Raw genomic sequence first — 15,516 nt, forward strand, 5'->3', positions numbered from 1 at the left:
CGCGCCCGGGGCGGGCGGGGTCAGGACGGGGTGACCTCGTCGCGGGACTCGGTCGCCCAGAGCGTGTGGAAGGTGCCGGGGCGGTCGGCGCGGAGGTAGGTGTGGGCGCCGAAGTAGTCGCGCTGGCCCTGGATGAGCGCGGCGGGCAGGCGCTCCGCGCGCAGGCTGTCGTAGTAGGCGAGCGCGGCGGCGAAACCCGGGGTGGGGATGCCCAGCTCCGCCGCCGTGCTGACGACGCGGCGCCAGGCGCTCTGCGCGCTCAGCAGCGCCTCGCTGAAGTGCTCGTCGATGAGCAGCGTCGGCAGGTCGCCCCTGGCGTCGAAGGCCGCCCTGATGCGGTCGAGGAAAGCGGCCCTGATGATGCAGCCGGCCCGCCAGATCGCCGCGACGCGGCCCTGGTCGACATCCCAGCCGTATTCGGCGCTGCCGGCCGCGATCTGGTGGAAGCCCTGCGCGTAGGCGACGATCTTCGACGCGTAGAGCGCCTGCTCGACGTCCTCGGCGAAGCGGTCGTAGGCCGCGCTGTCCAGCACGGTCGGTGTCGGGCCCGGCAGGCCGCGCGCGGCCTCCCGCAGGTCGGCGTGCCCGGAGACGGCCCGCGCGAAGACCGCCTCGGCGATGCCGCTGACCGGCACCCCGAGGTCGAGCGCGGTCTGCACCGTCCAGCGCCCGGTGCCCTTCTGCTCGGCCTGGTCGAGCACGATGTCCACGAACGGCTTGCCGGTGTCCGCGTCGGTGTGCGCGAGCACCTGCGCGGTGATCTCGATCAGGTACGAGTCGAGGCGCCCCTGGTTCCAGCCGCGGAAGACCTCCGCGATCCGCTCGGGCGGCAGGTCGAGCGCGTGCCGCAGCAGGTCGTAGGACTCGGCGATGAGCTGCATGTCGGCGTATTCGATGCCGTTGTGCACCATCTTGACGAAGTGCCCGGCGCCGTCGGGGCCGATGTGGGTCACGCACGGCGAGCCGTCGTCGGCCTTGGCCGCGATGGCCTCCAGCATCGGCGCGAGGGCCTGGTAGGACTCCGCCGAGCCGCCCGGCATGATGCTCGGGCCGTGCAGCGCCCCCTCCTCGCCGCCGGACACGCCGGCGCCGACGAAGTGGATGCCGCGCTCGCGCAGCTCCTTCTCCCTGCGCCGGGTGTCGGCGAAGTGCGCGTTGCCCGCGTCCACGATGATGTCGCCGGGCTCCAGCAGCGGCGCGAACTCCGAGATCACCGCGTCGGTCGGATCGCCCGCCTTGACCATGACGATGATCCGCCGCGGCCGCTCCAGCGACGCGACGAAGTCCTCGGCGCTCTCTGACGGCACGAAGGTGCCCTCGCTCCCGAACTCCTCGACCAGCGCGCGGGTGCGGGCCGCCGTGCGGTTGTGGACCGCGGTGGCGTAGCCGTGCCTGGCCAGGTTGCGGGCGAGGTTGCGGCCCATCACCGCGAGACCGGTCACCCCGATCTGCGCCTTGCCGGGCGGCGTCCCGCCACCCGGTCCCTTGCTGTTCTGCGCCGCCTGGTCTGCGGAGGCCATGGGTCCACCCTTTGTCGTGTCGCCGGATGCGTGCCGCGGAGGTGTTGCAGACTGCTCCCTGCCCACGATTATGGCGGACAAATCACCGCGAAACGGAAAGGCTCGGCGCGGCGCCCCCGGCGTACCGCTCAGCGCGCGGCGATCAGCAGCGTCTGCAGGATCCGCCCGCACTCGCCCGCCGGATCGTGCAGCTCGCCCTGCGCCAGGCCCGAGCCGCCCGCCGCCGCTGCGGTCGCCGACCGCAGGCACATCCACTCGCCGACCGGGTCGCGGTGCAGCACCAGCGTCACGTCGGTGTTGATGACGAGGTCCCCGCGGTGGTCCAGCTCGAAGCCCACCGCCCAGCTGCTGTCCGCCAGAGTCAGCGCCCGGGTCAGCGGCGTGTCCTCCTCGCCCGCCACCAGCGGGATCCGCTGCCGCGCCCAGGCCGTGCCCGGCCCCGGAGTGTCGAAGCCCGGCTCGGCGGCACCGGGCGCACCCGGCGGGAAGCGCCACTCCATCGCGGACACGTAGCCGTCCAGATGGGCCCCGGCCATCGCCTGCGGCGGCTGCGGACCGGGCAGCGGCGGTACGGGCGCCAGCGGGCTCAGCGCCGGGGTGTGGTCGGGGGCCGCCACAAGACGCCACGCCCTGGCCAGCAGCACCGTCCTGCCGCCCGAGGTGATCCGTCCTTCGAGCAGTTCGGTGCGCCCGCCGGCGCGTATCGTCTCGACCTCCACGTGGAGGTCGCCGACCGGCACCGGGCGCGGCAGGTCGATCGTCACCCGGGCGATCCGCGTCCCTGGCCTGGCCCCGTGGCGTTCCATCACCCGGCCGACCAGCGCGGACGGCGGGCCCGCGTGCTGCGCCTCGGAACTCCACGGCCCCGCGGTCGCCGGGCCGCTCTCGTACCGCCCGCCGCCCAGACTCCGGTAGAACGCCTCACTGGTCACGCGCGCCTCCGCGGCCGGGGATGGTAGGGCGCGCCGATCGTAGCGAGCCGCCCAGGCGGTACGGCGCGCGGTGCGGTCCGAGCGGACCGTTCCGGTAGGCGGGCGTCCGCCCACCGCGGTACGGGCCCGGCGTGCCCCGGCCGGGGAGCCCACCGCGCTACTCGGCCGGGCGCGTCAAGCGGTCGCCTCCGCCCGTGCGGCCAGCGCCAGGACGCGCTGGGCGCCGGCCACCACCGCCGGGTCGACGAAGCGGCCGTCGGGCAGCGCCAGCGCGCCCGGGGACGCGTCGGCCGCCGCCACCGTCTCCCGGGCCGCAGCGATCTCCGGCGCCGACGGCAGATACGCCCGCTCGATCACCGGGAGCTGGCGCGGGTGGATCGCGGCCCGGCCGAGGAAGCCCAGGGAGCGGCCGCGCCGGCAGGACGCGGCGAGCCCCGGCAGGTCGCGGACGTCGGGGTAGACCGACTGGGCCGGCGGCGCGAGCCCCGCGGCCCGCGCCGCGACCACCGTACGGACCCGGGGCCACACCAGCGCCTCCTCGTCCGCGAGCCCCAGGTCGGCCCGCAGGTCGGCCTCGCCCAGCGCGATACCCTCGACGGCCGGGTCGGCGGACGCGATCGCGAAGGCGTTCTCCACCCCGAGCGCGGACTCCAGCAGCGGATACAGCCCGGGTACGTCCCCTGCCTCGCGCAGCATCCGCACCACCCGGGCGACGTCCCCCGGCGAGCAGACCTTCGGCAGCCGCAGCCCGCCGAGGCCCGGCAGCCCGGCGAGCGCCGCCAGGTCAGCGGCGAACAGCGGGCCGTCCAGGGCGTTCACCCGGACATGCACCGCCGCCGGGCCCGCGACCGGATCGGCGAGCAGCTCGGCGGTCGCGGCCCTCGCGTAGTCCTTGCGGTCGGGGCCGACCGCGTCCTCCAGGTCGACCAGCACGACGTCCGCCCCGGACCGCAGCGCCTTGGCCACCACGTCGGGCCGGTCGCCCGGCGCGTACAGCCAGGTCAAGGCGATGGGAGCGACCGGGGGGCGGCGCCGGAGGCCCGCGTCCGGGCCGCTCCCCGGCGCGGGCACGGCGGCGCGGACCTGGCGGCTCACAGCGCGCCCTCCTCGCGCAGCGCGGCGATCTGCGGTGCGGTCAGGCCGAGTTCGGCCAGCACCTCCGCGGTGTCGGCGCCGTGCGGGCGGCCCGTCCAGCGGATCGCACCGGGGGTGGCCGACAGCCGGAAGAGCACGTTCTGCATCCGCAACTGCCCCAGGTCCTCGTCCTCGACCCGCGCCACCGTGCCCAGCGCGCGGAACTGCGGGTCGGCCACCACGTCGCGCACGTCGTAGACCGGAGCGACGGCGGCCTGCGCCGACTCGAAGGCGGCCACCACCTCCTCCCGGTCGTGCCGGCCGATCCAGTCGCCCACCACCTTGTCGATCTCCTCGGCGTGCGCCGCGCGCCCGGTGCCGGTCGCGAACCACGGCTCGTCGGTGAATTCCGGGTGCCCGACGAGCCGCAGCACCCGCTCGGCCACCGACTGCGCCGACGACGACACCGCGAGCCAGCAGCCGTCGGCGGTGCGATAGGTGTTGCGGGGAGCGTTGTTGGCCGAGCGGTTGCCCATCCTGGGCTGGACGTAGCCGAGTTGGTCGTACCAGAGCAGCTGCGGGCCGAGCACCGCGAGCATCGGCTCGATGATCGCCATGTCCACCACCTGCCCGGCGCCGGTGCGGTCGCGGCCGGCGAGCGCCGCCATCACCGCGTAGGCCGTCGCCAGCCCCGCCACCGCGTCGGCCAGGCCGAACGGCGGCAGCGTCGGCGGCCCGTCCGGCTCGCCGGTCGTCGCGGCGAAGCCGCTCATCGCCTCGGCGAGGGTGCCGAAACCCGGGCGGTCGGCATACGGCCCGAACTGTCCGAAGGCGGTGACCCGGGCCAGCACCAGCCGCGGGTTGGCGGCGGACAGCTCCGGCCAGCCGAGGCCCCACTTCTCCAGGGTGCCGGGGCGGAAGTTCTCGATGACCACGTCGGCGGACGCGGCCAGCTTGAGCAGCACGTCGCGCCCGCCGGGCGTGGACAGGTCGACGGTGACATTGCGCTTGTTGCGGCCGAGGTGCTTCCACCACAGGCCGACGCCGTTCTTCCCCGGGCCGTGGCCGCGGGACGGGTCGGGCTTGCGCGGGTGCTCGACCTTGATCACGTCGGCACCGAAGTCGCCGAGCAGGGTGGCGGCGCCGGGCCCGGCGAAGAGCGTGGCCAGGTCGAGCACCCGCATACCGGCCAGCGGGCCGGACGGCGGATCGGCGGCATCTGACGGGGCGGAGGGTGCCGCGTCCTGCGGATGCGGATGGTGCATGGGACCTACCTCTGTTCCGATGTGCGTGAGGGTCGTCTTTTCTACGGTTTCGGGTGCGCGGCGGCCGCGCGGGCGTCGATGGCCGCGCGGTCCGGCATCGAGGAGGAGGCACCGGGGCGCTCCACGGACAGCGCCGACGCGGCGGTCGCCCAGCCGAGCGCGTCGGCGGTCGCCCGGCCCTCGCCGAGCGCCACCGCCAGCGCCCCGACGAAGGTGTCGCCCGCCGCGGTGGTGTCCACCACGTCCGCCGCGAGCGCGGGCACGGCGAGCGGCTCCCGGCCGCGCGCCGCGTGCAGGCAGCCCGCCGCGCCCAGCGTGATCACCACCTCGGGCACTGCGTCGAGCAGCGCGCGGGCCGCCGCACGCGGATCGCGCTCGCCGCTGAGCGCGGCGGCCTCGTGCTCGTTCGGCACCAACAGGTCGGTGACAGCCAGCAGTTCGTCCGGCAGCGGCTGCGCGGGGGCGGGCGTGAGGACGGTCCGCACGCCCTGGGCCCTGGCCGACCGCGCCCCGGCGAGCACGCCCGCCAGCGGGAGTTCGAGCTGCAGCAGCAGCGCACCGGCGGCGCCGATCACCGCCTCGTCCTCCGGTGTCAGTGCCGTCACCGTGCCGTTGGCGCCGGGCACCACCACGATCGCGTTGTGCCCTTCGCCGTCCACCACGATCTGCGCGATGCCGCTGGGTCCCGGCGCGGTACGCAACTGGCCGGTGCCGACGCCCGCGTCCGCCAGCGCGGCACGCAGCCGCCCGCCGAAGTCGTCGTCGCCGACCGCGCCGATCATCGCGACGGCGCCGCCCGCCCGCGCGGCGGCGATGGCCTGGTTGGCGCCCTTGCCGCCGGCGACCGTGCGGAAGGACTCCCCGGTCACGGTCTCCCCGCGGGCCGGCGCGACCTTCACATAGGCGACCAGGTCCATGTTGGCGCTGCCCAGGACCGCGATCCCGGCCGGTCGTGGGGGCGGTGCTGTCATGAGCTGCCTTCCTGCGGGAGGACCGCGAGCGCGGCGGTGCGCCGGGCGAGCGTGTCGAAGCCGATGCCGTCGAGGCCGCCGACCGTGGTCGACAGCCGGTTCTTCAGCGGGTCGGTCCACCGGCCCGGCAGCGCCGCGGGCGAGCCCGCGAGCAGCCCGGCGACGGAGCCGGCCGTCGCGCCGTTCGAGTCGGTGTCCCAACCCCCCGACACCGCGCGGGTGATGGAGCCCGTGAAGTCGCCGTCCGCGTGGGTGAGGGCGGCGGCGAGCAGGCTCGCGTTCGGCAGGACGTGCACCCAGTGGTGGTCGCCGTAGGCGGAATGCAGCGCGTCCACCACGTCCGCGAAGCCCTCGGCCTCACCGGTCGGCTCCGCACGGGCCGCCGCCACCCCGAACCGCACCGCCCGCGCCAGCCGCGACCCCGCGGGCACCACGTCGAGCCCGGCGGCCAGGCACGCGTGGACGTCGGCGCCGCCGCCCGCCGCCCCGGCGATCACCGCGGCGGCGAACATCGCCCCGTAGACGCCGTTCGAGGTGTGCGTCAGCGCCGCGTCCCGCCACACCTGGTCCGCGGCGGCGGCCGGATCGCCGGGATGCGTCCAGCCGTGGACGTCGGCCCTGATGAGCGCGCCGATCCACTCGCGGAAGGGATTGCGCCGGGTGGCGGTCAGCGGCGGCTCGACCCCGTCCAGCAGATTGCGGTAGGCGACCCGCTCGGCGGTGAAGGTCCGCCCGGCGGGCAGCTCGTCCAGCCACAGCCGCGCCACGTCGGCGGTGCGGAAGCCGTGGCCGTGCCGCTCCAGCAACAGCAGCCCGAGCAGCGGGTAGTTGAGGTCGTCGTCCTCCGGCATCCCGCTGATGTTCTCGGCCAGCGAGGTGCCCGCGCTGCGGCGGTTCCACGGATGCCGCCCGGAGACGGCCGGGTCGAGCCCGACTCCGGTGAACCAGCCGTCCAGCGGCCAATTCCCGGTCCCGCGCGCGATCTCCCTGATCCCGCCGAGCGTCAGCTTCTCCACCGGCTTCCCGAGCAGGCACCCGGCGGCCCGCCCGAGCCACCCGGCTTCCAGCCGGTCGGCCAGCACATTTTGGTTGCCGCGTGCGGTCGTCTGAGCCACCGCTCCCGCTGCCGCGGTGTGCCCGCCACCCCGAGTCCCGGGACCGGTGGGCGGCGCCCCCGCGTGCGACCCCTTCGACGCCGAACCGTCCGGCTCGGGCCGGACGGCGTGCTCCACCGCAGGCAGGGGCGTCGCGTCCGGTCCTCCGGTGCCGCCCGGTCGGGCCGACCACGCCGGGGCGAGCGCGTGGATCGCCGTCAGCTCCGTCGGCTCGGCCGTGTCCAACAGGCCCGGCATCAAGGCCAGTTCGTCAAGCAGCCGCTCGGCCAGTGCGCGCAGCGCCGGAGCGGTCGGGCCGGGGGAGGCGCCCGCGCGGGGCGGGGCGAGGTGGCCGCCCGCGGACAGCCACCGGCGGCGCACCTCGGCCGGGTCGCGGCCGTCCTCCGCCGCCTGGCGCAATTCGTGGCCGAGCAGGTCCTCCGGCTGGACCCAGGTCAGCCGTACGTCCCCGGCGGGCAGCGTCATCGCACCCCCGCCAGGGCCGTGAACGCCGTCTCATGGGCCCGGCGCCGCTCGGTGTCCCGGGCGAAGACCTCCCGGGTGACGGCGGTCAACTCCGCGGCGGGGGCGTGGAGATCGAGGCGGCTGGCCCGGCCCACCTCGGCGCTCCACCCCGCGGGCACCGACCCGGTGCCGCCGAGCACTCCGGCGATCGCCCCGCTCATGGTGGCGATCGAGTCGCAGTCCCGCCCGTAGTTCACCGAGCCGAGCACCGCGGCCTCGTAGTCGCCGCCGCCGACCAGCAACATGCCCAGCGCGACGGGGAGTTCCTCGATGGCGTGCAGCCGCGACGGGCGCCGGGCACCGAGCGAGGGCTCGCGGTAGCGCGGCCCCACCGTGTCGAAGGGCGCGACCGCCTCCCGCAGCGGCCCGAGCGCCCCCTCCCAGTCGTCGCAGGACGCGGCCCGCTCGCACACCGCCTCGATCGCCGCCCGCGTACCGTCCTTGGCCAGCGCCAGCGCCGCGTCCACCACGCTCGACGCGGTCGCGTCCGGCACGAAGGCCGCCGCCACGGCCGCGGCGAAGACACCCGCCGCCTCGCGCCCGTAGGACGACTGGTGCGGCGCCGCCACCTCCAGCGCCTCCGCGTAAGCCGCCGCGGGGTTGCCGGCGTTGACCACGCCGACCGGCGCCATGTACATCGCCGCACCGCAGTTGACGATGTTGCCGACACCCGCCTCCCGCGGGTCCACGTGCCCGTAGTGCAGCCGGGCCACGATCCACTTCTCGGCCAGGAAGATCCGCTGCAAGGGCAGCGCCTCCGCCTCCAGCTCAGGTATCCACCGGGGCGTGCCGATCAGGTCGGGCACCAGGTGCTCGGCGATGCTGTACGCGTCCAGGTGGTCGCGCACCTTCGCGTAGACCCTGACCAGCGCGTGCGTCATCAGGGTGTCGTCGGTGACGTGGCCGTCGCCCTTGTGGTAGGGAGCGATGGGCCGCGCGGTGCGCCAGTCCTCGTGGAAGGGGCCGACGATGCCGCGCACCCGGCCGCCGTGCCGTTCGGCGATCTGCTCCGGCGTCCAGCCCTCGACCGGGCCGCCCAGCGCGTCCCCGACGGCGGCGCCGGCGAGGCAGCCCGCGACGCGGTCCTCAAGCGTCAGTTTCATGGATTCCGAGTCCTCCTGGTCGTTCCTGGGCGGTGAAGGACGGCTCCACGGCGGTCAGCCGTCCGGCCAGCTCCACGAGATCGAGCCCGGCCAGCCGCGGCAGCGCGCAGCCGGCCAGGGTCCTGCACGCGGCCCGCCAGGAGGCGGGCAGGGAGCGCGCGCCGCCGAGCGCGCCGGCCAGCGCGCCCGCCAGCGCGGGCGCGGAGTCCGCGACCCGCGACAGGCACGCGGCGGCGGGCACCGCCTCGTCCACGGCGCCGTCACTGGCCAGGACCAGCGCGAGGGCGACCGGCACGGTGTCGGCGGCGGCGATGCCGTAGCTGTAGACGTGGTCGATGATCTGGTGTTCCAGCAGCGGGACCAGGCCGAACGCCCGCCCGTGGACGCCGTCGCCCGCCGCACCGGCCGTCCGGGCCAGGGCCACCGCGTGCTGCGCATTGCGCGCGATCTCCGAGCCGGGCGGCAACTGGCCCAGGGCCGCGGCCACGCAGTCCTGCGTCGGGGCGCCGGCCAGTGCGAGCGCGACGGCGGCGGCCATCGCGCGGGCGCCGTGCACCCCGTCCTCGTCCTGGGTGTAGCGCGCGTCGTATTCGGCGAGGTCCGCGGCCGCAGCCGGGTCGCCGGGGTGGACGACGGCGAGCACGCAGGCCCGCCCGCAGGCGGCGTCGTCGAAGAAGTGCGGGTTGTCGTGCCCGGTGGCGGGCGGGCGCAGGCCGGTGGCGAGATTGCCGAGCCCCGCGCGTACCGAGATCCTGGCCCGCAGCGGGATCACCGCTGACTCGACCTCGGGCGCGCGGGCGGCCGCCGTGGAGATCTCGGCGGCCAGCGACATCCAGGCCAGGTCCACCGCGGCGCGCACCCGCCGGTCGCGGCTCAGGTCGCTGAGCGGCGCCCCGCGCGAGGCGAGCACCGCCTCCGCGGTGAAGGCCGCCCACTCGGCGTCGTCGGAAGGGCCGAGCCGCAGCGGCTCGGGGGGCTGGTTGAGGGCGATCGGCACGGGCAGCGTGGTCGTCTCGTTCTGCTCGGCGAAGGTGTCCAGCTCACGCGTCAGCCGCCGTGTCCACTCGGGCATCCGCGCCGCCCGGTGCCGTGCCGCCGGCCATCCGGCGGCATCCCCGGCGGCGAGCCCCAGCAGCAGCCCTTCGACCCGTGACCGTGCCTCGCCGTCTCCCGGCCGCCCTGCGCGGCCGCTCAGCAGGCCGGCGGCCGCTCGCCCCACGGCGGGGTGCCGCGGCGGCGGCGCTTCGGTGGTGCGCGGGGCCGGGGCGGGGCGGCGGGGCGCCACCGGGCCGCTCGGGGGCTGGGTTGGTGTCGCGTCGGCGGTACAGGGTTGCTGGGTCATGAGGCGGCCCGCCCCGCTGTGGCGTGGCCGGGCTCGGCGGGGGAGAGCAGGTCGGCGATGTCGTGGACGTGATAGCCGGCCATAGCGGGAAGGCAGCTGCCGCGGACCGCTCTGACGGCCCGTGACCAGCGGTGCGGGATGGCCGAGCAGCCGCCGAGCGTACCGGCGAGTGCGCCCGCGACCGCGGCCGTGGTGTCGGCGTCCCTGCCCATGTTCACCGCCGTGAGCACCGAGCCGGTGAAGTCGCCCCCGGCCAGGGCGAAGGCGCCGAAGGCCAGGCCCACCGCCTCGGGCGCCAGGTCGGTCCACGGGTAGCCGCCGATGACGACCGCGGCACGCAGCGCCCGCTCCCGGTCGAGCACCGTCAGGCCGGGGTCGAGCCTGACCCGGCGGGCCACCGTCACCGCCCGCCGCAGCGAGCGGGCGGTCCAGGAGTCCTCGGGCACCACGGACAGCGCCGCGGTGATCACCGCGGCGCAGTCCCCGCCGCCCATCGCCGCCGCGACGCCTGCCGCGACGGCCTGCCCGCCGTAGATCCCCTCTCCCTCATGGCTGACCGTGCCGTCGATGGCCACCAGCCGTGCGGCCTCGGCGGGCCGCCCGGCGGCGAAGACCCCGCAGGGCGCGGCCCGCATCGCGAGCCCGTCGCTCCACGCGTGCCGGTGCTGTGCGGTGATCGGCGAGGCCAGGCCCCGGCGGAGGTTCTCCAGGGTGCCGCGCTCGCTGAAGCCCGCGCCCTTGAAGGGGCCTTCGTCGCGGTCGGCGATCCACACGTGCCAGGCCGTCTCGACGTCGCCCGTGGTCAGGGCGGAGCCGTGCCGGGCCAGCAGCAGGCCGGACAGGATCGCGTATTCGGTGTCGTCGGTGCCCGCCGGGTCGTCGGTGACGAAGTCCTCGATACGGCCCCAGCGCTTGCGGATCGCCGACGGTTTCATGTTCTCGGCTGGCGCCCCCAGCGCGTCACCGACGGCGAGGCCGGTCAGTGCGCCGCGCGCGTGGTCGCGCGGTGAGCCGGGTGCGGGGGCGGGTCGGCGGGCGCCGTGGGGCGGGGGCGACGGGGTCAGATATGGGCCGGAGGTGTCGGGTGAGGCGGGAGTTGTGCTCATGCCGTGCCATTTCCTGGTGAGTCCTGCTGTGTGGTGCGTGCGTCCGCCGTGTTCCTGCGCGACCGGGGGGGCGGTCGCGGCAGCAGGCGGTACGCGGCTGCTGGCATGTCGTCGGCTCCTTGTCGTGGCTGCGGGATCGGGGGCGGGCGGCTGCGCCGGTGGCGCCTCAGGTGCGGTAGCGGTCGAAGACCCGGTTGCCGTCGCGCACCAGCTTCTTGCGCAGCGAGTCCAGGCCGATGCCGCCGCTGAAGAACTGCTGCAGGGCGGGGGTGGCGACCTTGTCCGACCACTCGGGATAGCCGCGCCTGCCCAGCGCGGGGGAGGCCACCAGATGCGCGGCCACCGACATGCCCGTGCTCCAGCCGAGCTTGTCCGTGGTCAGCGACGGATCGCGCAGCGCCTCGGTGGCGGTCGGGGCCATCCAGTCGCCCCTGGCCAGCTCCACCAGCGGGCCGGTCTGCGTCATGAAGTCGATGAAGGCCGCGGCCTCCGCCTTGTGCCCGCAGTCCTTGGACACCGACAGCGTCTGCGGGCTGACGCCCTGCGCGCGCCCGCCGTCCGGGGCGCCGGCGCCGACGGGCAGCGGCAGGGTGACCCAGTCGAAGCGGGCGGGCGCCTGCTGCTGTATCTGCTGCCGGTAGGACAGGTTGAGCGGCAGCATCGCGTAGCGCCCCGCGAAGAAGCCGGGCAGCGTGTCGCCGCCGCTCATGCCCAGCGCGCTTGCCGGCGCCGACCTGTCCGTGCCGACCTGGCGGCGTACCAGCTCGGCGAAGGCCGAGTCCGCCTGGTCCAGGCGGACTTCGGTGCCCCCGTCGTCCTTGCGGTAGAGGATCCTGCCGCCGGTGGTCAGCGAGAGATTCAGCGTCACGCTGACCGGTGAACTCATCGGCCAGGCCACGCCGTAGCGCTCGCCGGCTCCGCCGGGGCGCGACAGCTCCTTGGCGATGTCCTCGAACTCGTCCCACGTCCACGGCTTCGCGGCGTCCGGCAGTTCGATGCCCGCCTCGGCCAGGAGCGTGCGGTTGGCGATCAGCACCCGCGGCTCCTGCAGGAAGGGCACGCCGTACAGCCCCCCGTCGAAGCGGGCCATGTCCCAGGCGGCGGACGGGATACGGCTCTGTGCCGCCGCGGGCAGCAGGCGCGTCAGGTCGGCGAGGTAGCCGCCGGAACCGAAGTCGGTGAGGTCGTTGCCCTCGTCGTGGATGATGTCGGGCGCCGCGCCGCCCTCGAAGGACGTGAGCAGCTGGTCGTGGACGTCGTCCCAACTGCCCTGCACATAGCGGACCCGCACCTCGGGGTGCGCGGAATTCCACTGCGCCACCAGCGCCTTGTTGGCCTTGACCGACTCCTCCTGCCAGGCCAGCGACAGGAAGTCCAGGGTGGGCGCACCGGAGGCGGCCGACGAGCCGCAGCCGGACAGCAGGGCGGCGGAACCAGCGGCGGCGGCGGTCGCGGCGGCGCCGGTGAGCAGGCCGCGGCGGCGCATCAGCCCTTCACCGCCCCGGACAGCATCCCGCTGACCAGGCGCTTTTGCAGCAGCGCGAAGAAGACCAGGCTGGGGATGGTGGCGAGCAGCGACGCGGCGGCCAGCGGGCCGAGGTCCGCGGCGCCCTCGGCACCGGTGAAATGGGTGAGGATCACGGACATCGTCTGCTTCTCCGGCGACTTGAGCAGGACCAGGGCGAAGAAGAACTCGTTCCAGGCGGTGACGAAGGCGAACATCAGGGTCGCGATCAGCCCGGGAGCCAGCAGCGGAAGGACCACGCTGCGCAGCGTCCGCAGCCGCCCGCAGCCGTCGATCGCGGCGGCCTCCTCCAGCGACACGGGTACCGCTCTGACGTAGCTCTGCAGCATCCACAGCACGAAGGGGAGCGTCCACACCACGTAAACGACGACCAGACCGGGGCGGGAGTCGATCAGGTGCAGATTTTTGAGCACCATGAACAACGGGATGATGATCAGCACCAGCGGGAACATCTGGCTGACCAGGATCCAGCCGGTGCCGGCCCGGCTGACCGCGCCCTTGAACCGCACCATCGCGTAGGCGGCGGGCACCGCGACCGCCACCGAGACGATCGCGGCGGCCCCGGCCACCAGCAGGCTGTTGAGCGCCGCGTGCAGCAGCGGCTGCTCGTCGAGCGCGGTACGGAAATTGCCCAGCGTCGGATGCCGCGGCAGCCAGGTCGGGTCGACGGAGCCCAGCTCCCTGGGCGACTTGAAGGCGGTGGAGATCAGCCACAGCAGCGGGAAGGCCAGGAAGACGAGATAGCACAGCAGCGCCGCGTACTGCCCGGTCCGGCCCGCGCGGCGGCGCAATGCCCGCCGGACGGGGCTCGGTCGGGGCAGGGGGACGGGCCGCGGGGCGGCCTGCTCGGAGGCGGGTACGGCGGAGCTCACTGGTCGGCCTCCTTGAGACGGTTGCGCAGGAAGACGGTGAGCAGCACGGCGATCACCGCGACCATCACCAGGCCCATGGCCGCCGCATAGCCGAACTGCCCGTAGCGGAAGGCCTCCTCGTAGGCGAAGAGGGTCGGCAGCCGGGTCTTGCCGCCGGGGCCGCCGCTGGTCAGCACGTACACCAGGCCGAAGGAGTTGAAATTCCAGATGAAGTTGAGCGCGGTGATGGACAGCACCACCGGCTTGAGCGTCGGCCAGGTCACGGTGGTGAAGCGGCGCCAGGCCCCTGCTCCGTCGATGGCGGCCGCCTCGTGCAATTCCAGCGGTACGTTCTGCAGGCCGGCCAGCAGCACCACGGTGGTCTGCGGCATGCCGAACCACACGCCCACCACGATCACCGCGGGCAGCGCGAGCGACAGGCCGGACAGCCAGTCGGTGTGCCCGGACGACAGGTGCAGGTGCCGCAGCGTGTTGTTGAGGATGCCCGCGTCCGGGTTGTAGACCAGCCGCCACATGATGCCGACCACGACCTCCGGCATCGCCCACGGCACCAGCGCCAGGGTGCGGGCCAGCCAGCGGAAGCGCAGGTTCTGGTCGAGCAGCAGCGCCAGGCCCAGCGCCAGCAGCAGTTGCAGGGCGGTCACGCAGACCGCCCAGATCAGGCCGATCCTGAACGAGTCCCAGAACAGCGAGTCGAGCCGCAGGTCCGCGAAATTGCGCACGCCGGTGAAGGACGTGGAGCGGGTGACGCCCGACTGGGCGTCGGTGAAGGCCAGCGAGATGCCGTAGAGCAGCGGTCCGACGCTCAGCACCAGCACGGGTATCAGCGCGGGCAGCAGCAGGAACCAGGCGTCCCGGTCCAGGCCGAGCATCCGGCGGCGGGCGGCCGCCGTACGCGGCGGGGGAGTGCCGGCGCCCGGCCGGGGCTGGGCCGCCGTGGCGGCGGTCATGACGCGCCCGCCGCGACAGCGGCGCCCGCGGACCTGATCCGCGCGCCGGTGGTCGACTCGCGAACCACGAGCCGGGGTGCGACCGTCTCGCAGCGCACCTCGTGGTCGCCGCCGTCGAGCCGGGCGACCAGCATCTCGGCGGCGAGCCTGCCCCTTTCCGCCGACCCCAGGTCCACGCTGGTCAGCGCCGGATGGCCGGCCCTGGCCAGCTCGCTGTCGTCCATCCCCACCACCGCCAGGTCGTCGGGTATGCGCAGGTCCCGGTCGTGCGCGGCATGGGCGGCGCCCAGCGCCAGCTGGTCGTTGGCGCAGAAGACGCTGTCGATGCCCGGGTGCGCGTCCAGCAGCCGGTGGGCGGCCAGCGCGCCGGCCTCGATGCCGAAGTCGGTGGTCACGGTGAGCGCCGGGTCGGGTACGAGGCCGGCCTCGCGCAGCGCCGTCTCGTAGCCGATCCTGCGGTTGCGCCCGGGGACGGTGTCCGACGGGCCGTTGATGAAGGCGATCCGCCGCCGGCCGCGCTCCATCAGGTGCCGCACCGCGAGCAGGGTGCCCGACACAGAGTCGGCCCGCACGCTGTCGACCGCGGCCGCGCCGGGCAGCGACCCGATGACCACCACCGGGCGGGCGGCGCGCGCCAGCACCTCCAGATGCGCGTCGGTCACCCGTATCGGACACAGGATCAGCCCGTCGCTGGTCCTGTCGGCGAGGCTGCGCACGACGTCCAGCTCGTCCTCGGCGACGGCGTCGGTGGAGTGCAGCAGCAGCCGGTATCCCAGCGGCTTGGTGACGGCCTGTATCTGCCGGACCATCGAGACATAGGCCGGGTTGCCCACGTCGGGCATGGCGAAGGTCAGCTGCCGTGTACGCCCGCCCTTGAGGGACCTGGCCACCCCGTTGGGCACGTAGCCCAGTTCGGCCGCGGCCTGCTCGACCCGCCGGACAGTGTTGGGACGAGCCCCGTGACCATTGAGAACGCGCGAGACCGAGGCGATCGACACTCCCGCCCGCACGGCGATCGTCTCCACGGTGGGCGGTCCGCCCGAAGTCGTCATGGTGGTCCCCTTGCTGGCCGGCGGCAAACTGTAAACGTTTACAGAACGATCCTTTTCCCGCCCCTCACGGGAGCAGCAGTTTCCGCAATGTTGCGCGGACGTTTCACTGACGGTCAATCAATTGTGACCTAGATCACCACCCGGAGGGAAGCGTTCGGGGAAATCTTGTCCGGAGCGCGATCTTC

13 protein-coding genes are annotated in these 15,516 nt (G+C 74.7%); all 13 read right to left on the reverse strand.

Going from position 1 to position 15,516, the window contains the following annotated elements:
* Nucleotides 1-20: 20 nt before the first annotated feature.
* The gene (gndA, locus tag OG900_37015; GenBank protein WUH95211.1) at nt 21-1,520 is read right to left on the reverse strand and encodes an NADP-dependent phosphogluconate dehydrogenase; all 1,500 of its coding nucleotides are present in this window, start codon (nt 1,518-1,520) and stop codon (nt 21-23) included.
* A gap of 128 nt (nt 1,521-1,648) precedes the next feature.
* Complete coding sequence (locus OG900_37020; protein WUH95212.1) at nt 1,649-2,452, reverse strand: thioesterase family protein; 804 nt, start codon at nt 2,450-2,452, stop codon at nt 1,649-1,651.
* 174 nt (nt 2,453-2,626) lie between these two features.
* Nucleotides 2,627-3,463 carry an aldolase/citrate lyase family protein gene (locus tag OG900_37025; protein WUH96064.1) on the reverse strand — a complete coding sequence of 279 codons (837 nt, stop codon included), beginning with the start codon at nt 3,461-3,463 and terminating at the stop codon, nt 2,627-2,629.
* Nucleotides 3,464-3,543: 80 nt separating this feature from the next.
* On the reverse strand, nt 3,544-4,710 hold the full coding sequence (locus OG900_37030) for a CoA transferase (protein WUH96065.1): 1,167 nt from the start codon (nt 4,708-4,710) through the stop codon (nt 3,544-3,546).
* A 122-nt stretch (nt 4,711-4,832) separates the two neighbouring features.
* A complete protein-coding gene (locus tag OG900_37035) occupies nt 4,833-5,762 on the reverse strand; it encodes a ribokinase (protein ID WUH95213.1) in 930 nt (309 codons plus the stop codon).
* Nucleotides 5,759-7,342, reverse strand: coding sequence for an ADP-ribosylglycohydrolase family protein (locus OG900_37040; GenBank protein ID WUH95214.1), 1,584 nt, complete (start codon nt 7,340-7,342; stop codon nt 5,759-5,761). Before OG900_37040 ends, OG900_37035 begins: the two co-directional genes overlap by 4 nt.
* A complete protein-coding gene (locus OG900_37045; GenBank protein WUH95215.1) occupies nt 7,339-8,484 on the reverse strand; it encodes an ADP-ribosylglycohydrolase family protein in 1,146 nt (381 codons plus the stop codon). The genes OG900_37040 and OG900_37045 overlap by 4 nt, the downstream gene beginning before the upstream one ends.
* Nucleotides 8,468-9,826: an ADP-ribosylglycohydrolase family protein gene (locus OG900_37050; GenBank protein WUH95216.1), complete on the reverse strand. Its 1,359-nt coding sequence runs from the start codon at nt 9,824-9,826 to the stop codon at nt 8,468-8,470. Before OG900_37050 ends, OG900_37045 begins: the two co-directional genes overlap by 17 nt.
* A complete protein-coding gene (locus OG900_37055) occupies nt 9,823-10,932 on the reverse strand; it encodes an ADP-ribosylglycohydrolase family protein (protein WUH95217.1) in 1,110 nt (369 codons plus the stop codon). The genes OG900_37050 and OG900_37055 overlap by 4 nt, the downstream gene beginning before the upstream one ends.
* Before the next feature lie 166 nt (nt 10,933-11,098).
* Entirely contained in the window at nt 11,099-12,418 is a 1,320-nt protein-coding gene (locus tag OG900_37060) for a sugar ABC transporter substrate-binding protein (protein WUH95218.1), read from the reverse strand.
* The gene (locus tag OG900_37065) at nt 12,418-13,248 is read right to left on the reverse strand and encodes a carbohydrate ABC transporter permease (GenBank protein ID WUH96066.1); all 831 of its coding nucleotides are present in this window, start codon (nt 13,246-13,248) and stop codon (nt 12,418-12,420) included. Before OG900_37065 ends, OG900_37060 begins: the two co-directional genes overlap by 1 nt.
* 77 nt (nt 13,249-13,325) lie before the next feature.
* Nucleotides 13,326-14,279 (reverse strand): sugar ABC transporter permease, encoded by a 954-nt coding sequence (locus OG900_37070; GenBank protein ID WUH95219.1) that lies wholly within the window; start codon nt 14,277-14,279, stop codon nt 13,326-13,328.
* Nucleotides 14,276-15,331 carry a LacI family transcriptional regulator gene (locus OG900_37075; GenBank protein ID WUH95220.1) on the reverse strand — a complete coding sequence of 352 codons (1,056 nt, stop codon included), beginning with the start codon at nt 15,329-15,331 and terminating at the stop codon, nt 14,276-14,278. Before OG900_37075 ends, OG900_37070 begins: the two co-directional genes overlap by 4 nt.
* Nucleotides 15,332-15,516: the final 185 nt, after the last annotated feature.

The sequence above is a fragment of the Streptomyces sp. NBC_00433 genome (assembly GCA_036015235.1).
GTDB lineage: Bacteria > Actinomycetota > Actinomycetes > Streptomycetales > Streptomycetaceae > Actinacidiphila.